The following is a 20296-nucleotide window of genomic DNA, read 5'->3' on the forward strand; positions in this document are numbered from 1 at the left end:
CGCTGCCCGGCCCTCTACTACCCCCTCCCCGGCGACCCGTCCGACCTCTCGGGCTGGCAGGACTTCGAACGGCTGATGCGGCACTTGAAGGGGGCGTGAGAGGGCCGGGCAGCGGTCACCCCAGGCGGGCACTCTCGGGTTCGGCCGGGGCAGGTTTCGCCTGCTTGCCGCCCTTTCTCGTGTGGATCTTGTAGGCGATGAAGACCACCAGCACCCAGCCCCCCGAGACGAGCAGTGAAGTGCGCGTTTCCGGCAGGACGGCGATGCAGGCCAGCACCACGGCCACGAACAGCAGGGCGAGGTAGTTGCCGTAGGGGTAGAACGGCATCTTGTAGCGGATCCGGTCCTCCTGACCGTTCCTGATTTTGATCCGGCGGAATCTCAGGTGGCTGACCATGATCGAGGCCCAGGCGCACACCAGCCCGTAGACGGTGACCGAGGAGAATATCTCGAAGACCTGGTCGGGCAGCAGGAAGTTGAGCAGGACGCTCGCGAACACGGTGGCGAACACGAGGGCGACCGCCCGGGACGGGACGTTCCGGTGGTTGACGGTGCCGAGGAAGGCCGGCGCGTTGCCCTGCAGCGACAGGTTGTAGAAGGTGCGGCTGTTGATGAACACACTCGCGTTCACGGCCGACAGCACGGCGGTGATCACGACCAGGTTCATGACGCCCGCCGCGGCGGGAATGCCGATCTCGGAGAACACCGTCACGAAGGGGCTGCCCTCACCGTCCAGTTCGGTCCAGGGGAAGACGGTGACGAGAACGGCGACGGCACCCACGTAGAAGATCATCAGTCGCCAGAAGGTGGCGTTGACCGCCTTCGGCATCGTCTTGGCGACGTCCTTCGCCTCACCGGCCGTGATCCCGAGGGTCTCCACCCCGCCGCAGGAGAAGGCGACCATCACCATGGCCAGGACCGCTCCGGTCAGCCCGTGGGGGAAGAAGCCGCCGTGGTCGACCAGGTTGCCGAAGCCGACCGGTTCGCCGCCGTGGCCGACTCCCAGGAAGATCACGGCCAGGCCGAAGAGAATCATGGCCACGATCGCCACGACCTTGATCACCGCGAACCAGAACTCCGCTTCGCCGTAGAGCTTCACACCGATGATGTTGACGAGGAACATCACGCTGACGGCGACAGCGCCGGTCACCCAGATCGGCAGGCCGGGGAACCAGTACTGCGCGAAGCGTCCCAGGGAGTTGAGCTCCGCCGCGGTGGTGGCAAGGAGGAAGACCAGCGCGTTCCACCCGTTCAGGAAGCCGACGAAGCGGTGGATGTACCGGTTCGAGTAGGAGATGTAGGCGCCGGAGACGGGCTCCTCGACCGACATCTCGCCCAGCGCGCGCATGACGAAATAGATCGCCACGGCCGCGACGACGTAGGTCAGGATGACCGACGGGCCCGCGGTCATGACAGCCCAGCCGGACCCGTAGAACAGTCCGGTACCGATCGTGCCGCCGATGGCGATCATCTGGATGTGCCGGCTCTTGAGACCCCGCTTGAGGTCTTCCTTCTCGTACACCTCGGGGTCGGCGCTTGCCATCTCATCGCCTCCTGGGCGGATCGGTTCGGCTGCTGGTCCAGGCGCCGAAGTGCTGCTGGGGTCAGGGCCTGGGACGTGTCATCACTGGGTGCGCAGGAGGCTGTTGACCGGCGCTGTCACGCCGGCCGGCCGTGCTGGAACATGTCCCGGCACAGGTCGGTGAGGCGGGAAGCGTCCGCGCCCAAGTACGCGTGCAGATCGGCGAGGACCGCGGCGAAACCGGCCTCGTCGCCGTCGTTCGCGAGCGCGCCGAGCGTTTCGACGCCGTTCTTCAACGCCGCCCTCGCCTGCTCCGCGTCCGGGCTGCCGGTCTGGATGTCCCAGTACACCTCGGGCGCGGCGGAGGTGATACGTGCCAGCAGCGCGAGCATCGCGGTGTGCGGCGGGGGCGCGAGCGCGCTCAGTTCGGCGACGCCGACACCCAGTTCCCGCAGCGCGAGACCGAAAGAGAGCACGGCTGCGTGCGTCGCCACCTGGGCCGCGGCCATGAGCCGGTCGTGCTCGCGCGCTCCGACGGGCACGATCCGCGCGCCCCACGACTCCATGAGGCCGAGCAGCGCCCGTACTCCGGGGCCGTCCTTGAGGCGGACCGTGGCGACCGGGCGGCCGCGCGGCCCCAGCGACGGGGCGTACATCGGGTTCAGGCTCACCGCCTCGATCCCGCCGCCCCGGTCCGACGCCGCGCGCAAGGCGCTCAGCGTGCGCTCGACGACGGCGCCCTTCACCGATGTGGTGTCGGCCAGCACCGCGCCCGGGCGCATCGCCGCTGTCAGCGGGCCCACGGCGGTCAGCACGGTCTTCTCCGGCACGGCCAGGACGACGAGATCGGCCGCGGCCACCTCTGCCATGACCGGCGGCTCGGGGCAGGTGACATCGCCGACGATCCGGCGCACGCCGGCGATCGGGGCGCCGCCCGCCGGGGCGATGTCGAGCGAGGTCACGGCGACCCCGGAGGCCGCCAGTCGCTCCACGAACATGTGCCCGACGGCTCCGCTGCCGCCGACCACCACGGCACGGGCCGGCCGACCGGCGGCCGCCTCCCCGGCCGGCGGACGCTCACCGTCGGCCGGCACTGTGATCCCCCGCGAGGGTCGGGACCGGCGGTTGCCGGCTCGCCGCGATGGCCATGAGCATGGCCCTGGCCTTCACCTGGGTTTCTTCGAACTCCTCGGCAGCGTCCGACAGCGCGGTGATGGCACCGCCGATGCCGAAGCTCACGTTCTGCGGGGTCGCGACGATCGTGCGGATGGGGATGCTGAAGTCGGCCGCGCCGTTGAGTGAGAAGTATCCGAGCGCTCCCGAGTAGATGCCCCGCGGCCCTCCCTCCAGCCGGTCGATGATCTCCATGGTCCGCATCTTGGGAGCACCGGTCATCGACCCGCCGGGGAACGCGGCGCGGAACGCGTCGATGGTCGAGGAACCGGACCGGAGGGAGCCGCGGATCGTGGACACGAGCTGGTGGACGGGCGCATAGGACTCGACCGCGAACAGGTGGGGGACGTGCACGCTGCCGATCTCGCACACGCGCCCAAGGTCGTTGCGGAGCAGGTCCACGATCATCAGGTTCTCGGCGCGTTCCTTCTCCAGCTTGACCAGCTCGCGGCGGAGCCGCTCGTCCTCTTCGGGGGTGTCCCCGCGCGGCCGCGTCCCCTTGATCGGCTTGGCCTGGACCGTACGGTCGGCGTCGACCTTGAGGAACTGCTCGGGGGACGCGCTGAGCACCGACAGGCCGGGGAACCTGAGCAGCGCCCCGTACGGAACCGGGCTGATCCGCCGCAGGGACGAGTAGGTGGCAACAGGGTCGATCGTGAGGGGCGCCGTGGCCATGTTCGTCAGGCAGATCTCGTACGACTCGCCCGCCCGGATCTCCCGGTGGCACGCGTCGATGAGGTCCAGGTACTCCCGCCGCGAGTGCCGGAGCGTCACCGGAAGCGCGGCGGCGTCGTCACCCGTCGAGGTCAGCCGGGGGGTGCGGACCTCTTCGGGCCGGGCCGCCCGCTCCAGCTCCTCGACCCGGCGCGCCATGGCGTCCAGCCACTGGTCCGCCGCCGCTTCCTCGCCCGGTGCCGCCAGGCAGAGCAGGTGGCTGACCCGGTCCACGTGATCGAGCACGAGGGCGCGGTCGGCGAAGAGAAGGGCCGCGTCCGGCTCCGGTGCGGAGTGGGCCGCGACGCCCCCGCATTCGGCCTTGAGCTCGTATCCCATGTAGCCGACGTAACCCAGCGCGAATCCGAACGGGACCGGGTGCTCCACCGCCCGCTCCCGGAGCTCCCGGTCGAGATAGTCGAAGACCGACTCCTGCCGCCGGGTACGCCGTCCGGCGCGGTCGACGGTCACCACGCGCTCCGTGAGGCGGTACGAGACGAACTCGGCGTGCGGCCCGGCTCCGTTGCCCATGAACGAGTAGCGCGATATCCCCGTCGCCGTCACGCCGCTGTCCAGCAGGAAGCTGTGCTCGGCGGTCGCGAACAGCTTCGTGTACGCGGCTTCCGTGTCCGGCAGCAGCGGGACCTTCCTGGTGCGTACGGAAAACCGCGCCGGGGGTCGCTCCCGTAGGCGCGACGGGCGTGCGGGCGCGTGCCGAGACACCGGCGGCCCGGGCAGCGTCGTGCGTGCGGGCCGCGCCGGGGTTCCCGCGCTGTTCTCGGTCAGCCGCCGGAAGTTCCGGAGCAGCTGCAGACCGTGCTCCGAGCAGATCGACTCCGGGTGGAACTGCACTCCCCAGATCGGCAGCGTGCGGTGCTGCACGCCCATGTTGACGCCGTCGGTCGTCCACGCGATGGGCCGCAATTCCGCTTCGGGGATGCGGGTCGCGACGAGCGAGTGGTAACGCACCGCGTCGAAGGGCGACGGTATGCCGCTGAAAAGGCCGTCCGCGACGTGATGAATGGGGGACACCCGGCCGTGCATCGGCTCCTCGCCGAGCTCTATGTCGGCGCCGAACAACTGGCATATCCCCTGGTGCCCCAGGCAGACTCCGAGGACCGGGACGCCGCTGTCCCGAATCGCCTGCGCACTCATTCCGAAGTCGCGTGGATTCTCCGGCCGGCCCGGGCCGGGCGAGATCACGATGTTGTCGAAGTCTGCATAATCCGACAGCGGGCGGCCCGCATCGTTCCGTACAACCTCCGGGGGCTGCCCGTTCACTTCGGCCAGCATCTGATAGAGGTTGTAGGTGAACGAATCATAGTTGTCGATCAGCAGCGTTCTCATTGCCCCCGGCCTTCATTGATCACCAAGTCCTCGACCCGGCAGGTCTCCTCGATCAGCAGGTCGTACAACTTGTGCAGGAAGTCGGGGTTGAGGCCGGTGGCCAGGGCGAAGTCGTGCGCCCTGCGATGTGCGGCCTCGATCCGGTGGGTCTGCATCATCGGCACGTCGTGCTCCCGCTTGTACTCCCCGATACGCACGCAGCAGCTGATACGCCGTTCGATCACCCGGAGCAGACTGTTGTCGATCTCTTCCAGTATCGAGCGCAGGTCTTCGAGCCGCGAGACGTTCGCGAAATCCACATCGGCCATCTCCACTTAATCCCCCTCGCCCTTTCTGACCATTTCCAGCAGATAGCCCAGGCAGCCCATGATCTCGCGACGGAAGGGCCGGTCACGATACTCACGAAAGACGTCGGCGGACTGCGGATACCACAGTTTGAGCAAGCCGCCGTCGGCCAGCTCACGCCTTTCGAAGTTGACGTACAGATCGGTGCGCACCGCTTCGATGGTCTTGAGATCAGCGGTGTCCAGGCCCAGCGGATTTCCCGTGGTGATCCGCCGGTACATCTCGGGATAGAACTGGGCGCAGAGAATGCCTCCGAACAACTGCAGTCCGAGGTAGAAACCCAGGTAAGCCATCACCAGGAACGTGCCGGGGTACAGGGCCCCCGACCGCAGCGCGTCCAGCAGGCTCTCGCGGCTCAAGGGCAGCGTGCCGGCCGCCCCGGTCGACCGCAGGGCGCCCGCCTCGTAGGTCATCGCCCGCGGCTCGCCCCGCTTGTTCGTGGTCCAGAAGAGGAAGGTCCCGCCCTTGCTCTTCGAGTCCCAGCAGGAGCGGACGCCGTCGAAGGTGCGGTACACGGCGTCGCGCGTCGCGGGATCGAGGATCATGTCGTAGAACCAGCCGTCGCGTCCCGCCTCCAGCTCCTCGATCATCACGTCGCGGACCAGGACGCACATCGGGACGGTGACGTACTCGTCGGGCAGGTCCCAGTCGTTCGTGCGGACGAGCTCCTTCCAATAGGAGTGGTTCAGCACCACCAGTTGCTTCCAGAGCGCGTCCAGCGAGGAGATGTCGCGATACGCCCGCTCCCACCAGTCCTGCAGTTCGGCGGCCCGGGCCCGGAGGTGCGGAGGCCCGTCCGCCACGGCTGCCCGCAGGTTCCGTTCGACGAACGCGGGGTCGGCCGCCGGGGCGTCCGTGGCCAGCGTGTCGCGGTACTTGGAGGGCAGCAGGCGCACCCTGCGGTCGCCGGCGAAGAGGTCCCGGGACAGCAGAATGTTGTCCAGCCTGATCGCCGTGATGGGCAGCGACAGCACGTACGTCTGTTCGCGCTGCCGCCGGTAGAGGGCCTGGTTGATGACCACGTTCAGGCTCTCGGGATTGGTGATGCTGGCCATGTGCTCGGCAGCGGACATCAGCGGCGAACGCGTGAGCTGGTCGATGACGCCCGCGGACGTGCCGGGCGGGAGCAGGTCGTCGATGTGCCGGCGCAGGGCCGCGAGGAAGACCTCCGCCCGTCCGGCCCGGAAGGTGCTCCCGTCGACGGTCAGTCCCGCGTAGTAGTCGTCGACCGAGCCCGCCACCTCCAGAAGCCGGCGGGCGTGCGGGAAGCGGCCGACGATCTCGTCGAGCTCGGCGTCCGACAGCTCCGGCAGTGGCGTGTCGGAGAAGATGTTCAGGTCGGTGGTCATCGCCGTTCCCCCTAAGCGATCCCGCGGTCCCGGAACAGCCTCCCCAGGCGTTCCGCTCCCGCCTCGATCTCGGCCGGGGACACACACGAGAAGGACAGCCGCAGGTAGTTCCGCTTCGCCTGCACCGGGCCGGAGAGGTAGAGATCGCCGGGTACGAAGGACACCCCGTACTCGGCCACCGCGGCTTCGAGCAGTTCCCCGGTGTCCACTCCCTCCGGCAGCTCGACCCAGAAGAACATGCCGGAATCGGGGCACGAGAAGGGCGTACCGGCGGGCAGGACCGCCTCGAGGCTGCGCCGCATGGTGTCGCGCCGCAGCGCGTACTCGCGGCGCAGGACGCCGAGGTGCCCGGCCAGGTCCCACCGGTCCAGCAGCCGGGCCACGATGTACTGGCCCGGGGTGGCGACCTCGAGTGTGGACGCCTCCTTGACCACGAGGGCCCGGTCGACGTGCTCTTCGGGCACCACGATCCACCCGACCCGCAGCCCCGGGCTGATGATCTTGGAGAAGGAACCGATGTAGAACACCCGCCGGTCGTCCAGCGAGCGCAACGCCGGCCTCGGTTCCTGGTCGTACTGCAGGAAGCCGTAGGCGTCGTCCTCGACGATCGTGAACGCGTGCTCCCGCGCGAGCGCGACCAGCGCCCGGCGCTCCGCTTCGGGCAGGCTGACGCCGAGCGGGTTGTGCCCCTCCGGCATGACGTACATCCCGCCGGGCCGGACTCCCGCCCGCAGCAGGTCACCCACCGCCTCGGACAGGCTGCCCGTCGTGCTGACGGTGTGCACGGGGGTGTCCGTCGCCGACACGACCGACAGCGCGCCGGTGTACGAGATCTCCTCCAGCACGAGCGGCCGGCCGGGGCCGCACAGCAGCCGCACGGCCATGTCGATCCCGTGCTGGGCGCCGTGGGTGAGCACGATCTGCTCCGGCGCGCACGTCACGCCCCGCATGGCCATCAGCCGCACGATGTGCCCGCGTAACTCCTCCAGCGGGTTGGCGTACTGGTAGACGTCCCCCGGTTCCTTGAACACGGCATCGACCGCGGCGGTCAGCTCGTCCACCGGAAACAGGTCCGGGTTGGGCAGGCCCAACGCGAACGAGACGAGGTCCGCGTTCTTGCGCAGCACGAAGTCGAAGACAGATGTCTGGTCCATTCCTGCTCTCTTCTTCCGTACTGCCGGTCAGAAGTAGCTCTGCAGGCTGCCCTGGCGCCGAATGTCCAGGGTGGCGCAGTGGAACGAGCCACCGAAGTTGTTGAAATTCCAGAAGGGGCACTCGATCACCTCGAGCCCCCAGTCCTTGAATGCCTTGATCGTGTTGACTTCACCGGCCGCCACGATCACCCGTGACGCGTCCAGCATGAGGACGTTGGCGTTCATCCACTTGCTCGAGAAGTACAGCGGGTACGAGTCGGGGACGCAGGGCTCGGGAGTCTTCAGGACGTCCCATCCCTTGAACATGCGCGGTATCTCGGTCACCCGCTCCGGGTGGACCAGCAGCTTCCCCGGCGCCAGCGGGTAGAAGGTCGCGTCGATGTGCATGGCGTGCGGGTCGTTGAACACCAGCTTGTGCACCTGGTAGGTGCCGGGATGCGTGGCGTCGAGATACCGCCGCAGCCACTCGATGCCCGCCTCGTTGCACGTACTGCTCAGTCCCATGAAGATGTCGCGCCCGCACTTGATGGCGTCCGCGGCGTCGAAGACCGGCTCCAGCTCGTTGAGGACGAAGCGGGGCGGCTCGCCCGGGCCGGCGGGTGTGAACGACTCCTTGTAGAGGCCGTCCCGCAGCTCCGGCTTGGGGGCGGAGATCCAGTTCGCACCGCGCTCGTAATACTCTTTGATCAGCGACCGGAACGCGAACGTCTCGAAGTACCGGCCCCGCCACGCCATCGGCGTCTCGATGATGTCCTGGCCGATCACCAGCAGGGAATCCCGCGGATTGGCCACACCGAGTTCGTTCGGCACGCTCCAGTGCGGTGTCCGCAGCTCCCCGCTGTAGTCCCGGAGGTCGGGACGCCGTACGGTGATGCCTTCGCCTTCCAGGATGGAGATCAGCTCGTCGAGCTCCCGCTGAGCGCCCCGGATTTCCTCGGCCGGCCACTCTCCGCCGCCCCGGGACTTGTAGAAGTCGAAGTACTCCTCATACATGCAGCCGAGCATGTCCGGCTCCCAGGCCGGAATCAGTAGCCCTTCGAGCCGACCGACAACGATCTCCTCCAAGGGGTCCCACTCGTTGTGTATTCGGACGGCCTGATCAGCTCTCTCTCCAGCCCCAGTGCTCATGTCCGCGTCTTCCTTCCGGAGTGACTTGTGCAGTCGCTTCGAGTCGGCGTGCTGAGTGCACCCATAAAGAACGGTGAAGATCGGTCCCCGGCAGGCGGCGCAAGGCGGCGATGCCCGCGGATCGGCCCAGCAGAAAACCGGTCGGGCGGAGGGCTGAACGAGGCGCGCTCCGTACCGGTGACGGTGCGGTGCTGCAGCCGGTCAGGGACAGCCCAGGTCGAGTTCCGCGTGCACGGTGAATCCCCCGCTTTGACACCTGATGATCTTTATCCCACGACGGGACTTCCCTCCGAAGATCAAGGTGAAAGGATCGCGCCCATACTTCATGGCGGCCGAAAGCCTGTCAACGATTTATCTAAAGTTCGTGATCGGTAATGAACCATTGCTGGTCAGAAGGGAGCCACCGTCGCGCAGGGGGTCGCGGGGCGCCAAGTTCCGCTTAGGAGACGGGTGTTGCTGCGGTGGCCGAGGGGTCTCGACAACAGCCGTATCCATCCGCTTCCATAGCTCCTCGACACACCGCTCGGCGAGGCTCTCACGCGCCCGGACGACGCCCTGACTCAGCGTCCGACCGTGGCCACCAGCACTGCTGCATTCCTTGCGTGCCGAGCCGTTGACAGGTGGTCAACTGGTATGAACCATAGGTAAGTCTGTTTCACCATGATCTACGGAGGGACTTCCCGTCATGGGGATTGGATCATTAGGTAAGCAGCCGATCGCGGCCTTCACCGGGGACGTCTCCTCCCTGCGGGAAAATTCCGCCTCGCGCGCCCTTCCCACCTGATACAAGCCGCCGTTCCTTCATTACTCCCCTGCCGTGAACCGGCTGCTCGACGCCGGCATGCCGGAGGGGGAAAGGCGCATGCCTGAATTCAGGCTGCCCGGTAGCCGGCACCCCTGACCGACCGTCCGGTGAGGTAAAGGCGTCGCGCACACGATGCCGTTGTCCACAAACGCGGGAGTGAGTATGTCGAACATCGGAGAGATCCTGTTCACCTGGAACGATCGGCTTCCCGGTGACCGGATGTCGGTCGAGATCGAGGACGACACCCTGAGGGATGGCCTGCAGGCGAGTTTCATCCGCAAGCCCACGGTCGAGGAGAAGGCCGAGCTGGTCCGGTTGTCGGCCGGCATAGGGTCGCGCCACGCGGTCCTGGGATTCCCCGCCAGCTCGCCGGCGGAGTTCTCCGACAGTCAGCGGCTGCTGTCCGTCATCTCGGACGACGGCCTGCCCCTCATGCCCTGGTTCCTCGGCCGGGCGATGCGCGAGGATCTGGAGCCGATGCTCCGGCTGCGCGACCACTTCGGCGCGGACGTCGGCGCCGCCTTCTTCATCGGCACCAGCCCGATACGGCGCCATGTCGAGGAATGGGACATGGCGCAGATCCTCGATCGCATCACCGGCACGATGGAGTACCTCGAAAAGGTCGGCCTGCCCTTCTCCTTCAGCGTCGAGGACGCGAGCCGGACCCCGCCCGACGAGCTCAGGACGATGGTCGAGCTGGCCGTCCAGCATTCCGCCTACAGCATCGCGGTGTGCGACACGGTGGGCGAGAGCACGCCGGCGGGGGTCCACCGGCTGGTGGGTTTCGTCAAGAAGATCATCAGAGACCGCGGCTCGGACCTGAAAATACTGTGGCACGGACACAACGACCGGGGACTGGGGCTGGCGAACTCGCTCGCCGCCGTCGAGGCCGGGGCCGACATCGTCGGCGGGGCGTTCCTGGGGATCGGTGAGCGGAGCGGGAACACCGCCCTGGAGCAGGTCATCATGTACCTGCATCAGAACGGCATCGGGAACTTCGAGGTCAAGGGCCTGATCCCGTACCTCAAGAAGCTTTCCGCGGCGACGGATTTCCCGATCCCGGTGAACATGCCGCTCGTGGGCCAGCAGGCTTTCGCCACCTGCACCGGCACCCATGCGGCCGCGGTCCTGAAGGCCGCCGAGCTGGGCACGGATTTCGAGGACTACGTCTTCAGCAGCATTCCGGCGAGCGAGCTCGGTGCGGTGCAGGACATCGGCGTCGGCCCGACGAGCGGCATGGCCAATGCCAAGTACGTGCTCGAGAAGGGGGCCATGGACGCCTCCGAGGGCACGGCCGCGGAACTCCTCGCGTTCGCCAAGAAGCAGCAGCGCCTCATGTACGAGGACGAGATCACCGCGTGGTACAAGCAGCGCGTCGTGAAGGGATCCTGAATCAGGTGCCCTCGGCAGAACTGTGGACCGCGGAACGGATAACGCAGGCGGAATCGAGCGATCCGCCGTGGAATTGGGTCGAGCCCGCCTTTCAGGCGTTCGCCTCGACGTTGCTGGACGAGTCCGCGAAGTTTCCGTGCACCTTCGGAGTCGGCGCGCAGGCCAACGGCCACAACAGCTTCACCGCGCTGGACGCGCGGCTGCCGCACACCCATGGGGTCGAAAGGCTCGCAGAGACCCTGCGCGCCTTCCGGGACCGGGCGTGGACCGGGCCACGACGCCAGTCACTCGTGGTGTTCGTGGGACCGCCGGCCGAGGTCCCGGACCTCGACCACGACCGGGAAATGTTCTGGCGGCTGCTGGCCGACCTGCGGAGCCATGACCGGTCCCCCTGGCCGGAAGGCTCGCCGCGCGATCCGGCGGACCCGAAATGGGACTGGTGCTTCGCCGGAGAGCCGTGGTTCACCTTCATGTGCAGCCCGGCATACACCGTGCGGCGCAGCAGGGCCATCGGCCACTGCCCGACCTTGATTTTCCAGACCAGGCGGATCTTCGAGGGGCTGGCTGGCAACACCATGCCGGGCCGGCAGGCGAAGAAGACCGTCCGTAACAGGCTGGCCTCGTACGAAGAGCTGCCCCCGCATCCCCATCTGGGCTCTGCAGAACGGCAGGTCGACCACAAATGGCGGCAATACTTCCTGCCGGACGACCTGACGGAGTTCCCAGTCGATGCCTGCCCCTACAAGGGGATTTGATGCGGGAGAACGCACCATGGAACTGACCGACCTCGAGGGAGCCGAATTCAGCGTCTGCGACGACCCGAGGTTGCTCGCGGAGGCCGAACGCCAGGCCCGGGCGGCGGGAGCGCAGGTATTACGTGCCGGATGGCGGGACCCCGATCATGACGAGCTGCGCGACGCGGGATTCGTCATCAGACCGGACTGGATCATGTTCACCCGCGAGGTGCCGGAGGGAACCGACAGCTTCCTGGCAGGGCAGGTCCGGCCCAACCGCACAAGGCTCGCCATGGACGCCCTCGCGACTTACAAGATGTCCTTGGAAGACCCGGTGACGGAGAAGTCGTTCGAGGAATTCCTCCCTCTGTACCGCGAGCACATGGGCAGGCTCCCCCGTGGCCTGGACTTCGCCGGGCAGCTGCGGGAGACGGTGCTCGGAGGCGACCACCTCATCGCGACATGGCGGGACGACGGGGGCGCCCTGGTGTGCGGGATGATCGCCCGGCGCGACCACGGCTACAGCCTCCTGCACGTCCGGTTCTTCGCGGTGCGCGAGCCCGCCCCCGCGCCGGGGACGACGGCCGGGATGTACGCGGTGGCCGCCGGTCTCGCCCCGGCCTACGGGCTGCGGACGCTGTCGATGGGCATCGAGATGAACTTCTACGGCGGCGTTCTCAGCCCCGGGCTCTGTCTCTACAAGCTGCGCCTCGGGGGCGTTCCGGTGCCGGCCGGCATGCTGGGCGACCCGGACTGCGGGCTCGTCGCGGACAAGATGCTCAGCGTGCGGGGGCTGCGGCAGCCGGTGCTGTGCTTCGAGCAGCTGCCCGGTGCCGGGGACGCCCCGCCGGCCGCCGGCGACCTGGCCGCAGCCGCCCGCCGGCTGCGCCTGGTCTGCTTCGCACCGAGCGGGGACGGGGGCGCCGCGGCGCGGCCCTTCCGGCGCTGGGCACAGGTACGGCAGGTCCGGTGATGGCCACTCGGAACGTGAAGAAGAGCCCCGGCGCGGCCGGGAAGCCTGCCGGAGCCCTGGCCCTGTTCGGTCTGCTGCGCCGGAACGCGGGCCTGCGCCGGCTCGTCGTATCGGTGCTCCTGATGGAGGTCGGACAGTGGGCCACTTGGGTCGCCGTCCCCCTCTTCGTCATCGAGCGCCACGGGCTCGGCCTCGATGTCGGGCTGACGACCGGGTTGATGGCCGTACCGAACATTCTTCTCGGCATCGCCGCGGGGAACATCGTCGACCGCAGCAACCCCCGCAACGTCCTCGTCGTCAGCGCGGTGTTCAGCGGAGCGATGGTCGCTCTCTTCCCGCTCACCACGGCACTGTGGCAGGTCCAGATACTGGCCGTGCTCGTGGGCATCGGCTACATGTTCGTCGTGCCCGCGGCGCTGGCGCTGCGCCCGCAGGTGATGGACGCCGGCTCCGAGATGAGCGGAAACGGCCTGGTCGTGACCGCGCAGCGGATGGCCCGCTTCATCGGCCCCGCCGTCGCCGGTCCCGCCATCGCCCTCGTCGGGCTCTCCTGGGTCTTCGTGCTCGAGGGCGCCATGGCGCTGATCGCCACGCTGTTCTTCGCCCGGATCTCCAGCCACGTGCCGGTCGAGCGCGCCCCGAAGAACCGCGCGGCGGGCATCGCGGCGGCTCTGCGGCCCGCGAACTGGGCCGGGGAACTGGTCGGCGACGTCCGCAGCGTGGCCGGGTTCCTGCGGAGCAGCCCACGGCTCGGTGCGCTGACCATCACGGTACTGACGTACTACCTGGCGTTCGGGGCCGGCACCATCCTGCTGGCCGCCCATTCGCTGAAGGACTTCAGCGATATGCCCGGCATGCTCGGCTACATGTTCGGGGCGCTCGGGGTGGGCGGCATCGTCGGCGCCACGCTGGCCCCGATGCTGAGCAGGTACCCCAGCGGAGTCGTGTACGTGCTGGCCAGCGTCCTCGAAGGGGTGGCCTGGCTGGTGCTCCCCTGGACCGACAGCGCCATCGTCGCGGTGCTGCTGATGCTCATCGCCGGCGCCCTCGAATCGTCCGCCACCGTCATCTTCTTCACCCAGGTGCAACACCTCCTGCCCGCGGAATACACGGGCCGGTACTACGCGACGGTTCTCTCCGTCGGCGACGCGTTCCAACTGGGCGGCCGGTCGCTGGGCGGGCTCCTGACCCCTGCGATCGGCGTGCCCTGGGCGGCCGCGGCAATCTTCGCCGTCTTCGCTCTCCCGGCCGTCGTACTGGCCGCCCCGCTGGTGCGGGAGGGGCCGCGCCCGTCCCCCACCACGGAGCACGTGCAGGAGAAGCCAAAGCCATCCCACCAATGAAGGGCAAGGAGCGCCAGTGCGCAACCTACTGACAGGCAAGGCATTTCACTGCGGGGACTACGTCAATACGGACCTCATGGCACCCGGCAGGTTCGAGCCGATCGAAAGTGACGAGCAGCTCGCCCGCATCGCGCTGATCGATTACCAGGGCGTCGTCCCGTTCGTCAACGAGAAGACGGGCCGCTCGGACTACCAAGTGATCGTCGCGGGCCGGGAATTCGGCTGCGGTTCCAGCCGTGAGACGGCGCCGCAGGCCCTGAACCTCGCGGGCGTGCAGGTCGTCATCGCGAAGTCCTTCGGGAACATCTTCTTCCGCAACTGCATCAACATGGGCATTCTGCTGCCGATACGCATCGACCATGACTTCGACGAGTCGGTCCACGACGAGGCCGTCGAGGTCGATCTCGATGCACGTCGCTGCACGGTGGCCGGCAAGACCTACACGTTCAAGGACTTCGGCCCGCTTCTTTCCATCATGAACGCCGGAGGACTGATTCCGTACGCGCTTCAGCAAGGAGATCAGCGATGACCCCGCAGAGCATGACGCACAAGATCTTCGCGCGGCAGGCAGGAAAGAAATACGTCGAGTCCGGTGAGTTCATCGAGGCCCGCATCAACATGTGCTTCTCCCATGACCCGGGGATAGCCGTGCTGACGGAGACCTTCTACGACGGGTTCGGCGAGGACGCGAAGGTCTGGGACCCGTCTCGTATCGCCTTGTTCCAGGACCACCTGGTGCCTGCGAAGGATCCGGCGTCGCGCAATCTGGTAAAGATCATGGACGGCTTCGCCGCGGACCAGAAAATCGAGCATTACTTCCCGTACGGCCCGAACTACGGCGTCTCGCACACCGTCCTGATAGAGCAGGGACTCACCCTGCCCGGTGAGCTCCTGGTCGGCAACGATTCGCACACCGTCACCGGCGGCGCCTTCAACGCGCTCGCCACCGGCGTCGGCATCGTGGACATGGCCGCCGTGCTCAGAACCGGCCGGCTCTGGTTCTCCGTGCCCGACGTGATGCAGGTGAGCATCGACGGCCAGCTGCGGCCGGGCGTACAGGCGATGGACATCATGCTGCGGCTGCTGAGCGACATCAAAATGGGCGGCGCGTCCGGGAAAGCGATCGAGTGGGCGGGGACGACCATCGCCGGCCTCACGCTGGACCAGCGGACCTCCCTGTGCAACATGGTGGTCGAGGGCGGCGCCATGAACGGCATCATGAGCATGACCCCGGAAGTGGAGAAGTACATATCCGAGGTCGCGAAACGACCGTACGAGCCGGTGGAGCCGGACCCGGACTTCGTCTACGAAAGGGTCGTGGCATACCGGGCGGAGGACATCGAGCCGATGATCGCTCTGCCGCACAAGCCGGACAACGGGGTGCCCTTGCGAGAGGTTGTCGGCAAGGGCATCAAGGTGAATCAGGTATATGTCGGCGGCTGCGCGGGCGGCAAACTCGAGGACATCCAGATATTCGCCGACGTGGTACGGGGAAAGCAGGTCGCCAAGGGGATCCAGGTCGTCGTGGTGCCCGCGACGATGGCGATCTACCGGGCGATGGCGGTGCAGGGCATCACACAGGACCTGGTGCTGGCGGGCGTCAATGTGGAATCGCCGGGCTGCAAGGCGTGCTTCGGCGCGCACGGCGCCGTGCTGGGGGACGGCGACGTCTGCCTGGCGACGATCAACCGGAACTTCCGGGGCCGGATGGGCTCGCCCAACGCCTCCGTCTACCTGGCGTCTTCCGTGACGGCCGGGCACACCGCGCTGCACGGTTACATCACCGACGGGAAATGACGGCATGCCCATGAAGGTGATCGTGATGCCGGGCGACGGCATCGGACCGGAGGTGACGCGCGAGGGCGTGCGCGTCCTGACCGCCGCGGCCGACATCTGCGGATTCGACGTGGAACTGCAGCAATTCGACGTGGGCGAGGGCGCCTTCCAGAGCAGCGGGTCCTACATCTCCGAGGAGGCGTTGCGGGCCTGCGACGAAGGGCAGGCCGAGGGAAACACGGCGATTCTGTTCGGGGCGGTCCCGTCCGAGCCGATCGGCCTGCTCAGGGAGCGCTACGACCTGTACGCCAACCTTCGCCCGGTGCGGTCGTACCCGAACCTCGGCGGCGTCTCCCCGCTGAAACCGGAGATCATCGACGGTACCGACATGCTGGTCGTGCGGGAGCTGACCTCCGACGTCTACTACGGCAAACAGCGGCAGGGCCACGGAAGCAGCGGCGAGTGGGCGTCGCAGGAGATGTACTACGACGAGGTCCAGGCCCGGCGCATCGCGGTGGTGGCCTTCGAAGCGGCCCGCCGCAGACACAAGAAGCTGACCTTCGCGCACAAGTCCAACGCGATCGGTCCCGTGTTCTCCGTTTGGTGGAAGGCTCTGACGCCGCTTCGCGAGCAGTACCGTGACGTCACCTTCGAGGACTTCTACGTGGACAACATGGCGGCCCAGCTCTGCCTGCGTCCGGCGGACTTCGACGTGATCCTGGCGCCGAATCTGTTCGGGGACATCCTGAGCGATCTCGCCGGCGGGCTCGTCGGCTCACTGGGCCTGCTGCCGTCGGCGAGCCTGAACGAGCGGGGGTTCGGTCTCTACGAGCCGGTCAGCGGCACGGCGCCGACGATCGCGGGGAAGAACATCGCCAACCCCATCGGCTCGATCCTGTCGGTGGCGATGATGTGCGAGCACGCGTTCGACAGGGTCGAGGCCAGGGATCTCATCGAATCCGCCGTCCTCGCCACGATCCGCACCCGCGCGACCGCGGACATCAGCTTGTCGGCGGCGCCCGTCACGACAGCCGAGCTGGGCAAGGCGGTCACCGACCACATGCGCGAGCTGGCCGCGGGCGGCTGACGCCCGTAGTACGAGGCATTGCGCACCGGCCGGGACGTCCGTCCCGGCCGGTAGGCGTGCGGCGCACAGCGGAAAAACATCGAGCGGATGATTGTCAGCGGCCCAATCGGGTGACCCAGCCCCGCTCGGGAGAAATGGCGACGACAATCCGGATCACACGACCGCCGTCCGCCACGACGTGGAGTTCCGTTTCCCCTCCGAAGGTAGCCGGCTGGAACATACCCAATAAGCGCCCCTCATGCCTTTCCACCGCGTGCAGGGAGAGATGATGTTCCGGCGTCGCATTCACCAGCAGCTCCCGGACGCGCTCGGCGCCACGCTCCACTCCGAGATCCGAGTTGAGCCAGCACAGCTCGACGTCGTCCCCGATGAATTGCGAGCAGCGTGGCGGTTCGGACCGGGACCTGAGGGAATTGAACCAGACCTGGAAATCCAGCATCGCCGCCAAATTCTGATCACTGTGGCGACCACTCCCACTGCACGAATCTCGCACGCAAGAAACCAGCATTACGAAAGGACCCCTCAGCCATCAATAAAACCTACCGGCATCGATAGTAGAGTTGCCTCGAAATTCCCGAAACCCCTTGTGAGGAACGGGATAAGCGGGTGAAATACAGCTCGGTCAGCGGGCCGACAAATCGGCCCTGACGGTGGTGGCTTGTGGACCGGCGGGCCGCGCGCCGCGCAGGCCGAAGGCGGAGACCGCCGCGCCCAGCAGCACCATGGCCACCGGGACGACGAGCGCGGTGCGGTAGGCGCCCAGTACCGCGTCCGGGGAGCCCTCGGCGCCGGCCGCGGCGATCCCGTACACCGCGGTCACCGCGGAGATCCCGATCGCCGAGCCGAACTGGGTGCACGTGTACAGCAGCCCGCCGGCCAGGCCCTGCTCCTCCTCGGCCACGCTGTCGGTCGCCGCGATGGTGAGCGGACCGTAGGCGAGGGCGAAGGCGATGCCCGAGATGATCAGGCTCGGGAACATCGCCGCGTACGACCAGTCCGTCCCGACCGGCAGGAAGAGCCCGTAGGCCACGATCGCCAGCAGGAAACCACCGAAGATCACCCGGCTGTTGCCGTAGCGGCTCACCAGTCGCGGGGTGACGGTGGGCGCCAGCACGGCGTCGCAGCCCATGGCGATCAGGGCGATCGCGGTCAGCAGGGGCGACCAGCCGCGGAGCTCCTGGAGGTAGAGCGTGATGATGAACTGGAAGCCGAAGAACGCGCCCAGAAAGAGCAGCGCGGCGAGGTCGGCCCGCACCATCGTGGCCCGGCGGAAGATCCCCAGCCGGACGAGCGGCGCTTTGGCGCGCCGTTCGATCAGGAGGAACACCGCCACCAGCGCCGGCCCGGCGGCGAGCGCGCCGAGGGTAAGGCCGAGCCCTTCGCCGCCGTGTTCGAGCCGGATGATGCCGTAGGCGAACACCAGCATCGCGGCGGCGGCACTGACCGCGCCGGCCAGGTCGTAGCCGCGCCGTGCGGGCTCGGCGCGGGCCTCGGCCGGCACCAGCCTGAGCGCCGCGAGCAGGAGGGCGCCGGCCAGGAACACCGGGGCGAAGAACACCCAGCGCCAGCCGAGTTCGGTCAGCAGCCCGCCGAGGACGAGGCCCAGCGAGAAGCCGCCGGCGCCGACGCCGGCGAAAACCAGCAGGGCTTTGTCGCGCTGTGGCCCCTCCGGATACGAGGTCGTGATGATCGACATGGCGGCGGGGGTCATGAAGGCCGCCGCCACGCCGGTCACGAACCGGGCCACGACCAGCATCCAGCCGTCGGTCGCAAAGCCGCCCAGCATGGAGAAGACCAGGAAGACGCCCAGCCAGGTGAGGAACATCCGCCGCCTGCCCAGCAGATCGGCGGCGCGACCGCCGAGCAGGGTGAAACCGGCGTAGCCGAGCACGTACCCACTCATCACCCAGGCCGCGGTGCCGGTGCTCAGCCCGAGGTCGGCGCGGATGGTGGGAACGGCAACGGCCAGCATGGCAACGTCACTGCCCTCAAGAAAGATCGTGCCGCACAGCACAAGCAGCAGAGCCCAGCCCCGCCCGCTCTCGCGGCCCACGGAGACGGTGGACACGAAGTCTCCCCTCACCCGTCAAATCGCCCGGTCACGATCACCATGGCCGCGACCGTACCGAGCAGCCAGCAACCGGGCCACACGTTTTTGTCCGTGTCCGCAGCCTTTCGGACCCACATGCCGGGCGACCAAAAAACCAGGGGCCCGACCCCGAAGAGCCGAGCCCCTTTGACCTGCACATGTGTCAGGTATGTCAGATGTGCCAGATCAGTGAAGTGGTGTCACATGCCGTCCGCTAGACGTTGAAGCGGAACTCCACCACGTCCCCGTCCTGCATGACGTAGTCCTTGCCTTCCATGCGGGCCTTGCCGGCGGAGCGGGCTTCGGCGACCGAGCCGCACTCGATGAGGTCGTCGAAGGAGATGACCTCGGCCTTGATGAAGCCCTTCTGGAAGTCGGTGTGGATGACGCCGGCGGCCTCGGGGGCCGTGGCGTTCTTCTTGATCGTCCAGGCGCGGGATTCCTTGGGGCCGGCCGTGAGGTAGGTCTGCAGGCCGAGGGTGCGGAAGCCGACGTGGGCGAGGGTGGCCAGGCCCGGCTCCTCCTGGCCCACGGACTGGAGGAGCTCCAGGGCCTCGTCCTCGTCCAGCTCGGCGAGGTCCGCCTCCAGCTTGGCGTTGAGGAAGATCGCCTCGGCGGGGGCGACGAGCGCGCGCTGCTCGTTCTTGAAGTCCTCGTCGGTCAGCTCGTCCTCGTCGACGTTGAAGACGTAGAGGAAGGGCTTGGTGGTGAGGAGGTGGAGGTCGTGGAGGAGCTCCTCGTTGCCCGAGCCCTGGACGATGCCGGCGGAGAAGAGGGTGCGGCCCTCCTCCAGGATGGCCTTGGCCTCCTCGACGGCCTTGACCTTGGGCTGGATGTCCTTCTTGATGCGCGACTCCTTCTGGAGGCGCGGAAGGACCTTCTCGATGGTCTGGAGGTCGGCGAGGATCAGCTCGGTGTTGATCGTCTCGATGTCGTCCTTGGGCGAGACCTTGCCGTCGACGTGGACGACGTTCTCGTCCTTAAAGGCGCGGATGACCTGGCAGATCGCGTCGGACTCACGGATGTTCGCGAGGAACTTGTTGCCCAGGCCCTCACCCTCGGAGGCGCCGCGCACGATGCCGGCGATGTCGACGAAGTCGACGGTGGCCGGGAGGATCTTCTCCGAAGAGAAAATTTCGGCGAGCTTCTGCAGGCGGGGGTCGGGGACGCCCACGACGCCGACGTTGGGCTCGATGGTGGCGAACGGGTAGTTGGCCGCCAGTACGTCGTTCTTGGTCAGGGCGTTGAACATGGTCGACTTGCCGACATTCGGCAGACCGACGATTCCGATCGTGAGCGACACGTTGGCGACTCGACTTCCGACGGGAGGTGGGGTGGGGTGGCAGCGGCCCGGTGGGCACCGGC

18 protein-coding genes are annotated in these 20296 nt (G+C 67.6%); 8 read left to right on the forward strand and 10 right to left on the reverse strand.

Annotated features, from left to right (window positions below):
* On the forward strand, positions 1-99 hold a 99-nt coding region (locus CCS38_RS05640), incomplete at its 5' end, for a DUF6177 family protein (RefSeq protein ID WP_223732096.1).
* Positions 100-115: 16 nt separating this feature from the next.
* Here CCS38_RS05640 and CCS38_RS05645 read toward each other — a convergent pair.
* From CCS38_RS05645 to CCS38_RS05675, 7 genes are all read right to left on the reverse strand, one after another.
* Positions 116-1543: an amino acid permease gene (locus tag CCS38_RS05645; RefSeq protein WP_223732080.1), complete on the reverse strand. Its 1428-nt coding sequence runs from the start codon at positions 1541-1543 to the stop codon at positions 116-118.
* A gap of 116 nt (positions 1544-1659) precedes the next feature.
* Complete coding sequence (locus CCS38_RS05650; RefSeq protein WP_223732081.1) at positions 1660-2520, reverse strand: prephenate dehydrogenase/arogenate dehydrogenase family protein; 861 nt, start codon at positions 2518-2520, stop codon at positions 1660-1662.
* A 79-nt stretch (positions 2521-2599) separates the two neighbouring features.
* A complete protein-coding gene (pabB, locus tag CCS38_RS05655) occupies positions 2600-4756 on the reverse strand; it encodes an aminodeoxychorismate synthase component I (RefSeq protein WP_223732082.1) in 2157 nt (718 codons plus the stop codon).
* Positions 4753-5064, reverse strand: a complete 312-nt coding sequence (locus CCS38_RS05660; RefSeq protein ID WP_223732097.1) for a chorismate mutase family protein — start codon at positions 5062-5064, stop codon at positions 4753-4755. The genes pabB and CCS38_RS05660 overlap by 4 nt, the downstream gene beginning before the upstream one ends.
* A gap of 6 nt (positions 5065-5070) precedes the next feature.
* Positions 5071-6450, reverse strand: a complete 1380-nt coding sequence (locus CCS38_RS05665) for a hypothetical protein (protein WP_223732083.1) — start codon at positions 6448-6450, stop codon at positions 5071-5073.
* An 11-nt stretch (positions 6451-6461) separates the two neighbouring features.
* Positions 6462-7604, reverse strand: a complete 1143-nt coding sequence (locus CCS38_RS05670; RefSeq protein ID WP_223732084.1) for an aminotransferase-like domain-containing protein — start codon at positions 7602-7604, stop codon at positions 6462-6464.
* Positions 7605-7631: 27 nt separating this feature from the next.
* Positions 7632-8732 (reverse strand): amidinotransferase, encoded by a 1101-nt coding sequence (locus tag CCS38_RS05675; RefSeq protein ID WP_223732085.1) that lies wholly within the window; start codon positions 8730-8732, stop codon positions 7632-7634.
* A 967-nt stretch (positions 8733-9699) separates the two neighbouring features.
* Here CCS38_RS05675 and CCS38_RS05680 point away from each other — a divergent pair.
* From CCS38_RS05680 to CCS38_RS05710, 7 genes are read left to right on the forward strand one after another with little or no spacing between them, the layout of a single operon-like run.
* Positions 9700-10929: a LeuA family protein gene (locus CCS38_RS05680; protein WP_223732086.1), complete on the forward strand. Its 1230-nt coding sequence runs from the start codon at positions 9700-9702 to the stop codon at positions 10927-10929.
* The gene (locus tag CCS38_RS05685; RefSeq protein WP_223732087.1) at positions 10896-11684 is read left to right on the forward strand and encodes a YqcI/YcgG family protein; all 789 of its coding nucleotides are present in this window, start codon (positions 10896-10898) and stop codon (positions 11682-11684) included. Before CCS38_RS05680 ends, CCS38_RS05685 begins: the two co-directional genes overlap by 34 nt.
* Positions 11685-11700: 16 nt before the next feature.
* Positions 11701-12636 (forward strand): hypothetical protein, encoded by a 936-nt coding sequence (locus CCS38_RS05690; RefSeq protein ID WP_223732088.1) that lies wholly within the window; start codon positions 11701-11703, stop codon positions 12634-12636.
* Positions 12636-13979, forward strand: coding sequence for an MFS transporter (locus CCS38_RS05695; protein WP_223732089.1), 1344 nt, complete (start codon positions 12636-12638; stop codon positions 13977-13979). Before CCS38_RS05690 ends, CCS38_RS05695 begins: the two co-directional genes overlap by 1 nt.
* Before the next feature lie 16 nt (positions 13980-13995).
* Entirely contained in the window at positions 13996-14508 is a 513-nt protein-coding gene (locus tag CCS38_RS05700; RefSeq protein WP_223732090.1) for a LeuD/DmdB family oxidoreductase small subunit, read from the forward strand.
* A complete protein-coding gene (locus CCS38_RS05705; protein WP_223732091.1) occupies positions 14505-15776 on the forward strand; it encodes a 3-isopropylmalate dehydratase large subunit in 1272 nt (423 codons plus the stop codon). Before CCS38_RS05700 ends, CCS38_RS05705 begins: the two co-directional genes overlap by 4 nt.
* 4 nt (positions 15777-15780) lie before the next feature.
* On the forward strand, positions 15781-16842 hold the full coding sequence (locus CCS38_RS05710) for an isocitrate/isopropylmalate dehydrogenase family protein (protein WP_223732092.1): 1062 nt from the start codon (positions 15781-15783) through the stop codon (positions 16840-16842).
* 94 nt (positions 16843-16936) lie between these two features.
* Here CCS38_RS05710 and CCS38_RS05715 read toward each other — a convergent pair whose 3' ends face one another.
* The 3 genes from CCS38_RS05715 to ychF all read right to left on the reverse strand — a co-directional run bounded on the left by CCS38_RS05715 (position 16937) and on the right by ychF (position 20234).
* Positions 16937-17281: a hypothetical protein gene (locus CCS38_RS05715; RefSeq protein WP_223732093.1), complete on the reverse strand. Its 345-nt coding sequence runs from the start codon at positions 17279-17281 to the stop codon at positions 16937-16939.
* Positions 17282-17464: 183 nt separating this feature from the next.
* Positions 17465-18910, reverse strand: coding sequence for an MFS transporter (locus CCS38_RS05720; protein ID WP_223732094.1), 1446 nt, complete (start codon positions 18908-18910; stop codon positions 17465-17467).
* A gap of 235 nt (positions 18911-19145) precedes the next feature.
* Positions 19146-20234, reverse strand: coding sequence for a redox-regulated ATPase YchF (ychF, locus tag CCS38_RS05725; RefSeq protein ID WP_223732095.1), 1089 nt, complete (start codon positions 20232-20234; stop codon positions 19146-19148).
* Between the last annotated feature and the right edge of the window lie 62 nt (positions 20235-20296).

Source organism: Streptomyces purpurogeneiscleroticus, assembly GCF_020024005.1.
GTDB classification, from domain to species: Bacteria; Actinomycetota; Actinomycetes; order Streptomycetales; family Streptomycetaceae; genus Streptomyces; species Streptomyces purpurogeneiscleroticus.

Bases quoted from the DNA above. Each gene is read 5' to 3' on its own strand.
- CCS38_RS05665 (WP_223732083.1), bottom strand. From the start codon at position 6,450: ATGACCACCGACCTGAACATCTTCTCCGACACGCCACTGCCGGAGCTG.
- pabB (WP_223732082.1), bottom strand. From the start codon at position 4,756: ATGAGAACGCTGCTGATCGACAACTATGATTCGTTCACCTACAACCTC.
- CCS38_RS05670 (WP_223732084.1), bottom strand. From the start codon at position 7,604: ATGGACCAGACATCTGTCTTCGACTTCGTGCTGCGCAAGAACGCGGAC.
- CCS38_RS05715 (WP_223732093.1), bottom strand. From the start codon at position 17,281: ATGCTGGATTTCCAGGTCTGGTTCAATTCCCTCAGGTCCCGGTCCGAA.
- CCS38_RS05675 (WP_223732085.1), bottom strand. From the start codon at position 8,732: ATGAGCACTGGGGCTGGAGAGAGAGCTGATCAGGCCGTCCGAATACAC.
- CCS38_RS05680 (WP_223732086.1), top strand. From the start codon at position 9,700: ATGTCGAACATCGGAGAGATCCTGTTCACCTGGAACGATCGGCTTCCC.
- CCS38_RS05705 (WP_223732091.1), top strand. From the start codon at position 14,505: ATGACCCCGCAGAGCATGACGCACAAGATCTTCGCGCGGCAGGCAGGA.
- CCS38_RS05645 (WP_223732080.1), bottom strand. From the start codon at position 1,543: ATGGCAAGCGCCGACCCCGAGGTGTACGAGAAGGAAGACCTCAAGCGG.
- CCS38_RS05690 (WP_223732088.1), top strand. From the start codon at position 11,701: ATGGAACTGACCGACCTCGAGGGAGCCGAATTCAGCGTCTGCGACGAC.
- CCS38_RS05660 (WP_223732097.1), bottom strand. From the start codon at position 5,064: ATGGCCGATGTGGATTTCGCGAACGTCTCGCGGCTCGAAGACCTGCGC.
- CCS38_RS05650 (WP_223732081.1), bottom strand. From the start codon at position 2,520: ATGTTCGTGGAGCGACTGGCGGCCTCCGGGGTCGCCGTGACCTCGCTC.
- CCS38_RS05695 (WP_223732089.1), top strand. From the start codon at position 12,636: ATGGCCACTCGGAACGTGAAGAAGAGCCCCGGCGCGGCCGGGAAGCCT.
- CCS38_RS05710 (WP_223732092.1), top strand. From the start codon at position 15,781: ATGCCCATGAAGGTGATCGTGATGCCGGGCGACGGCATCGGACCGGAG.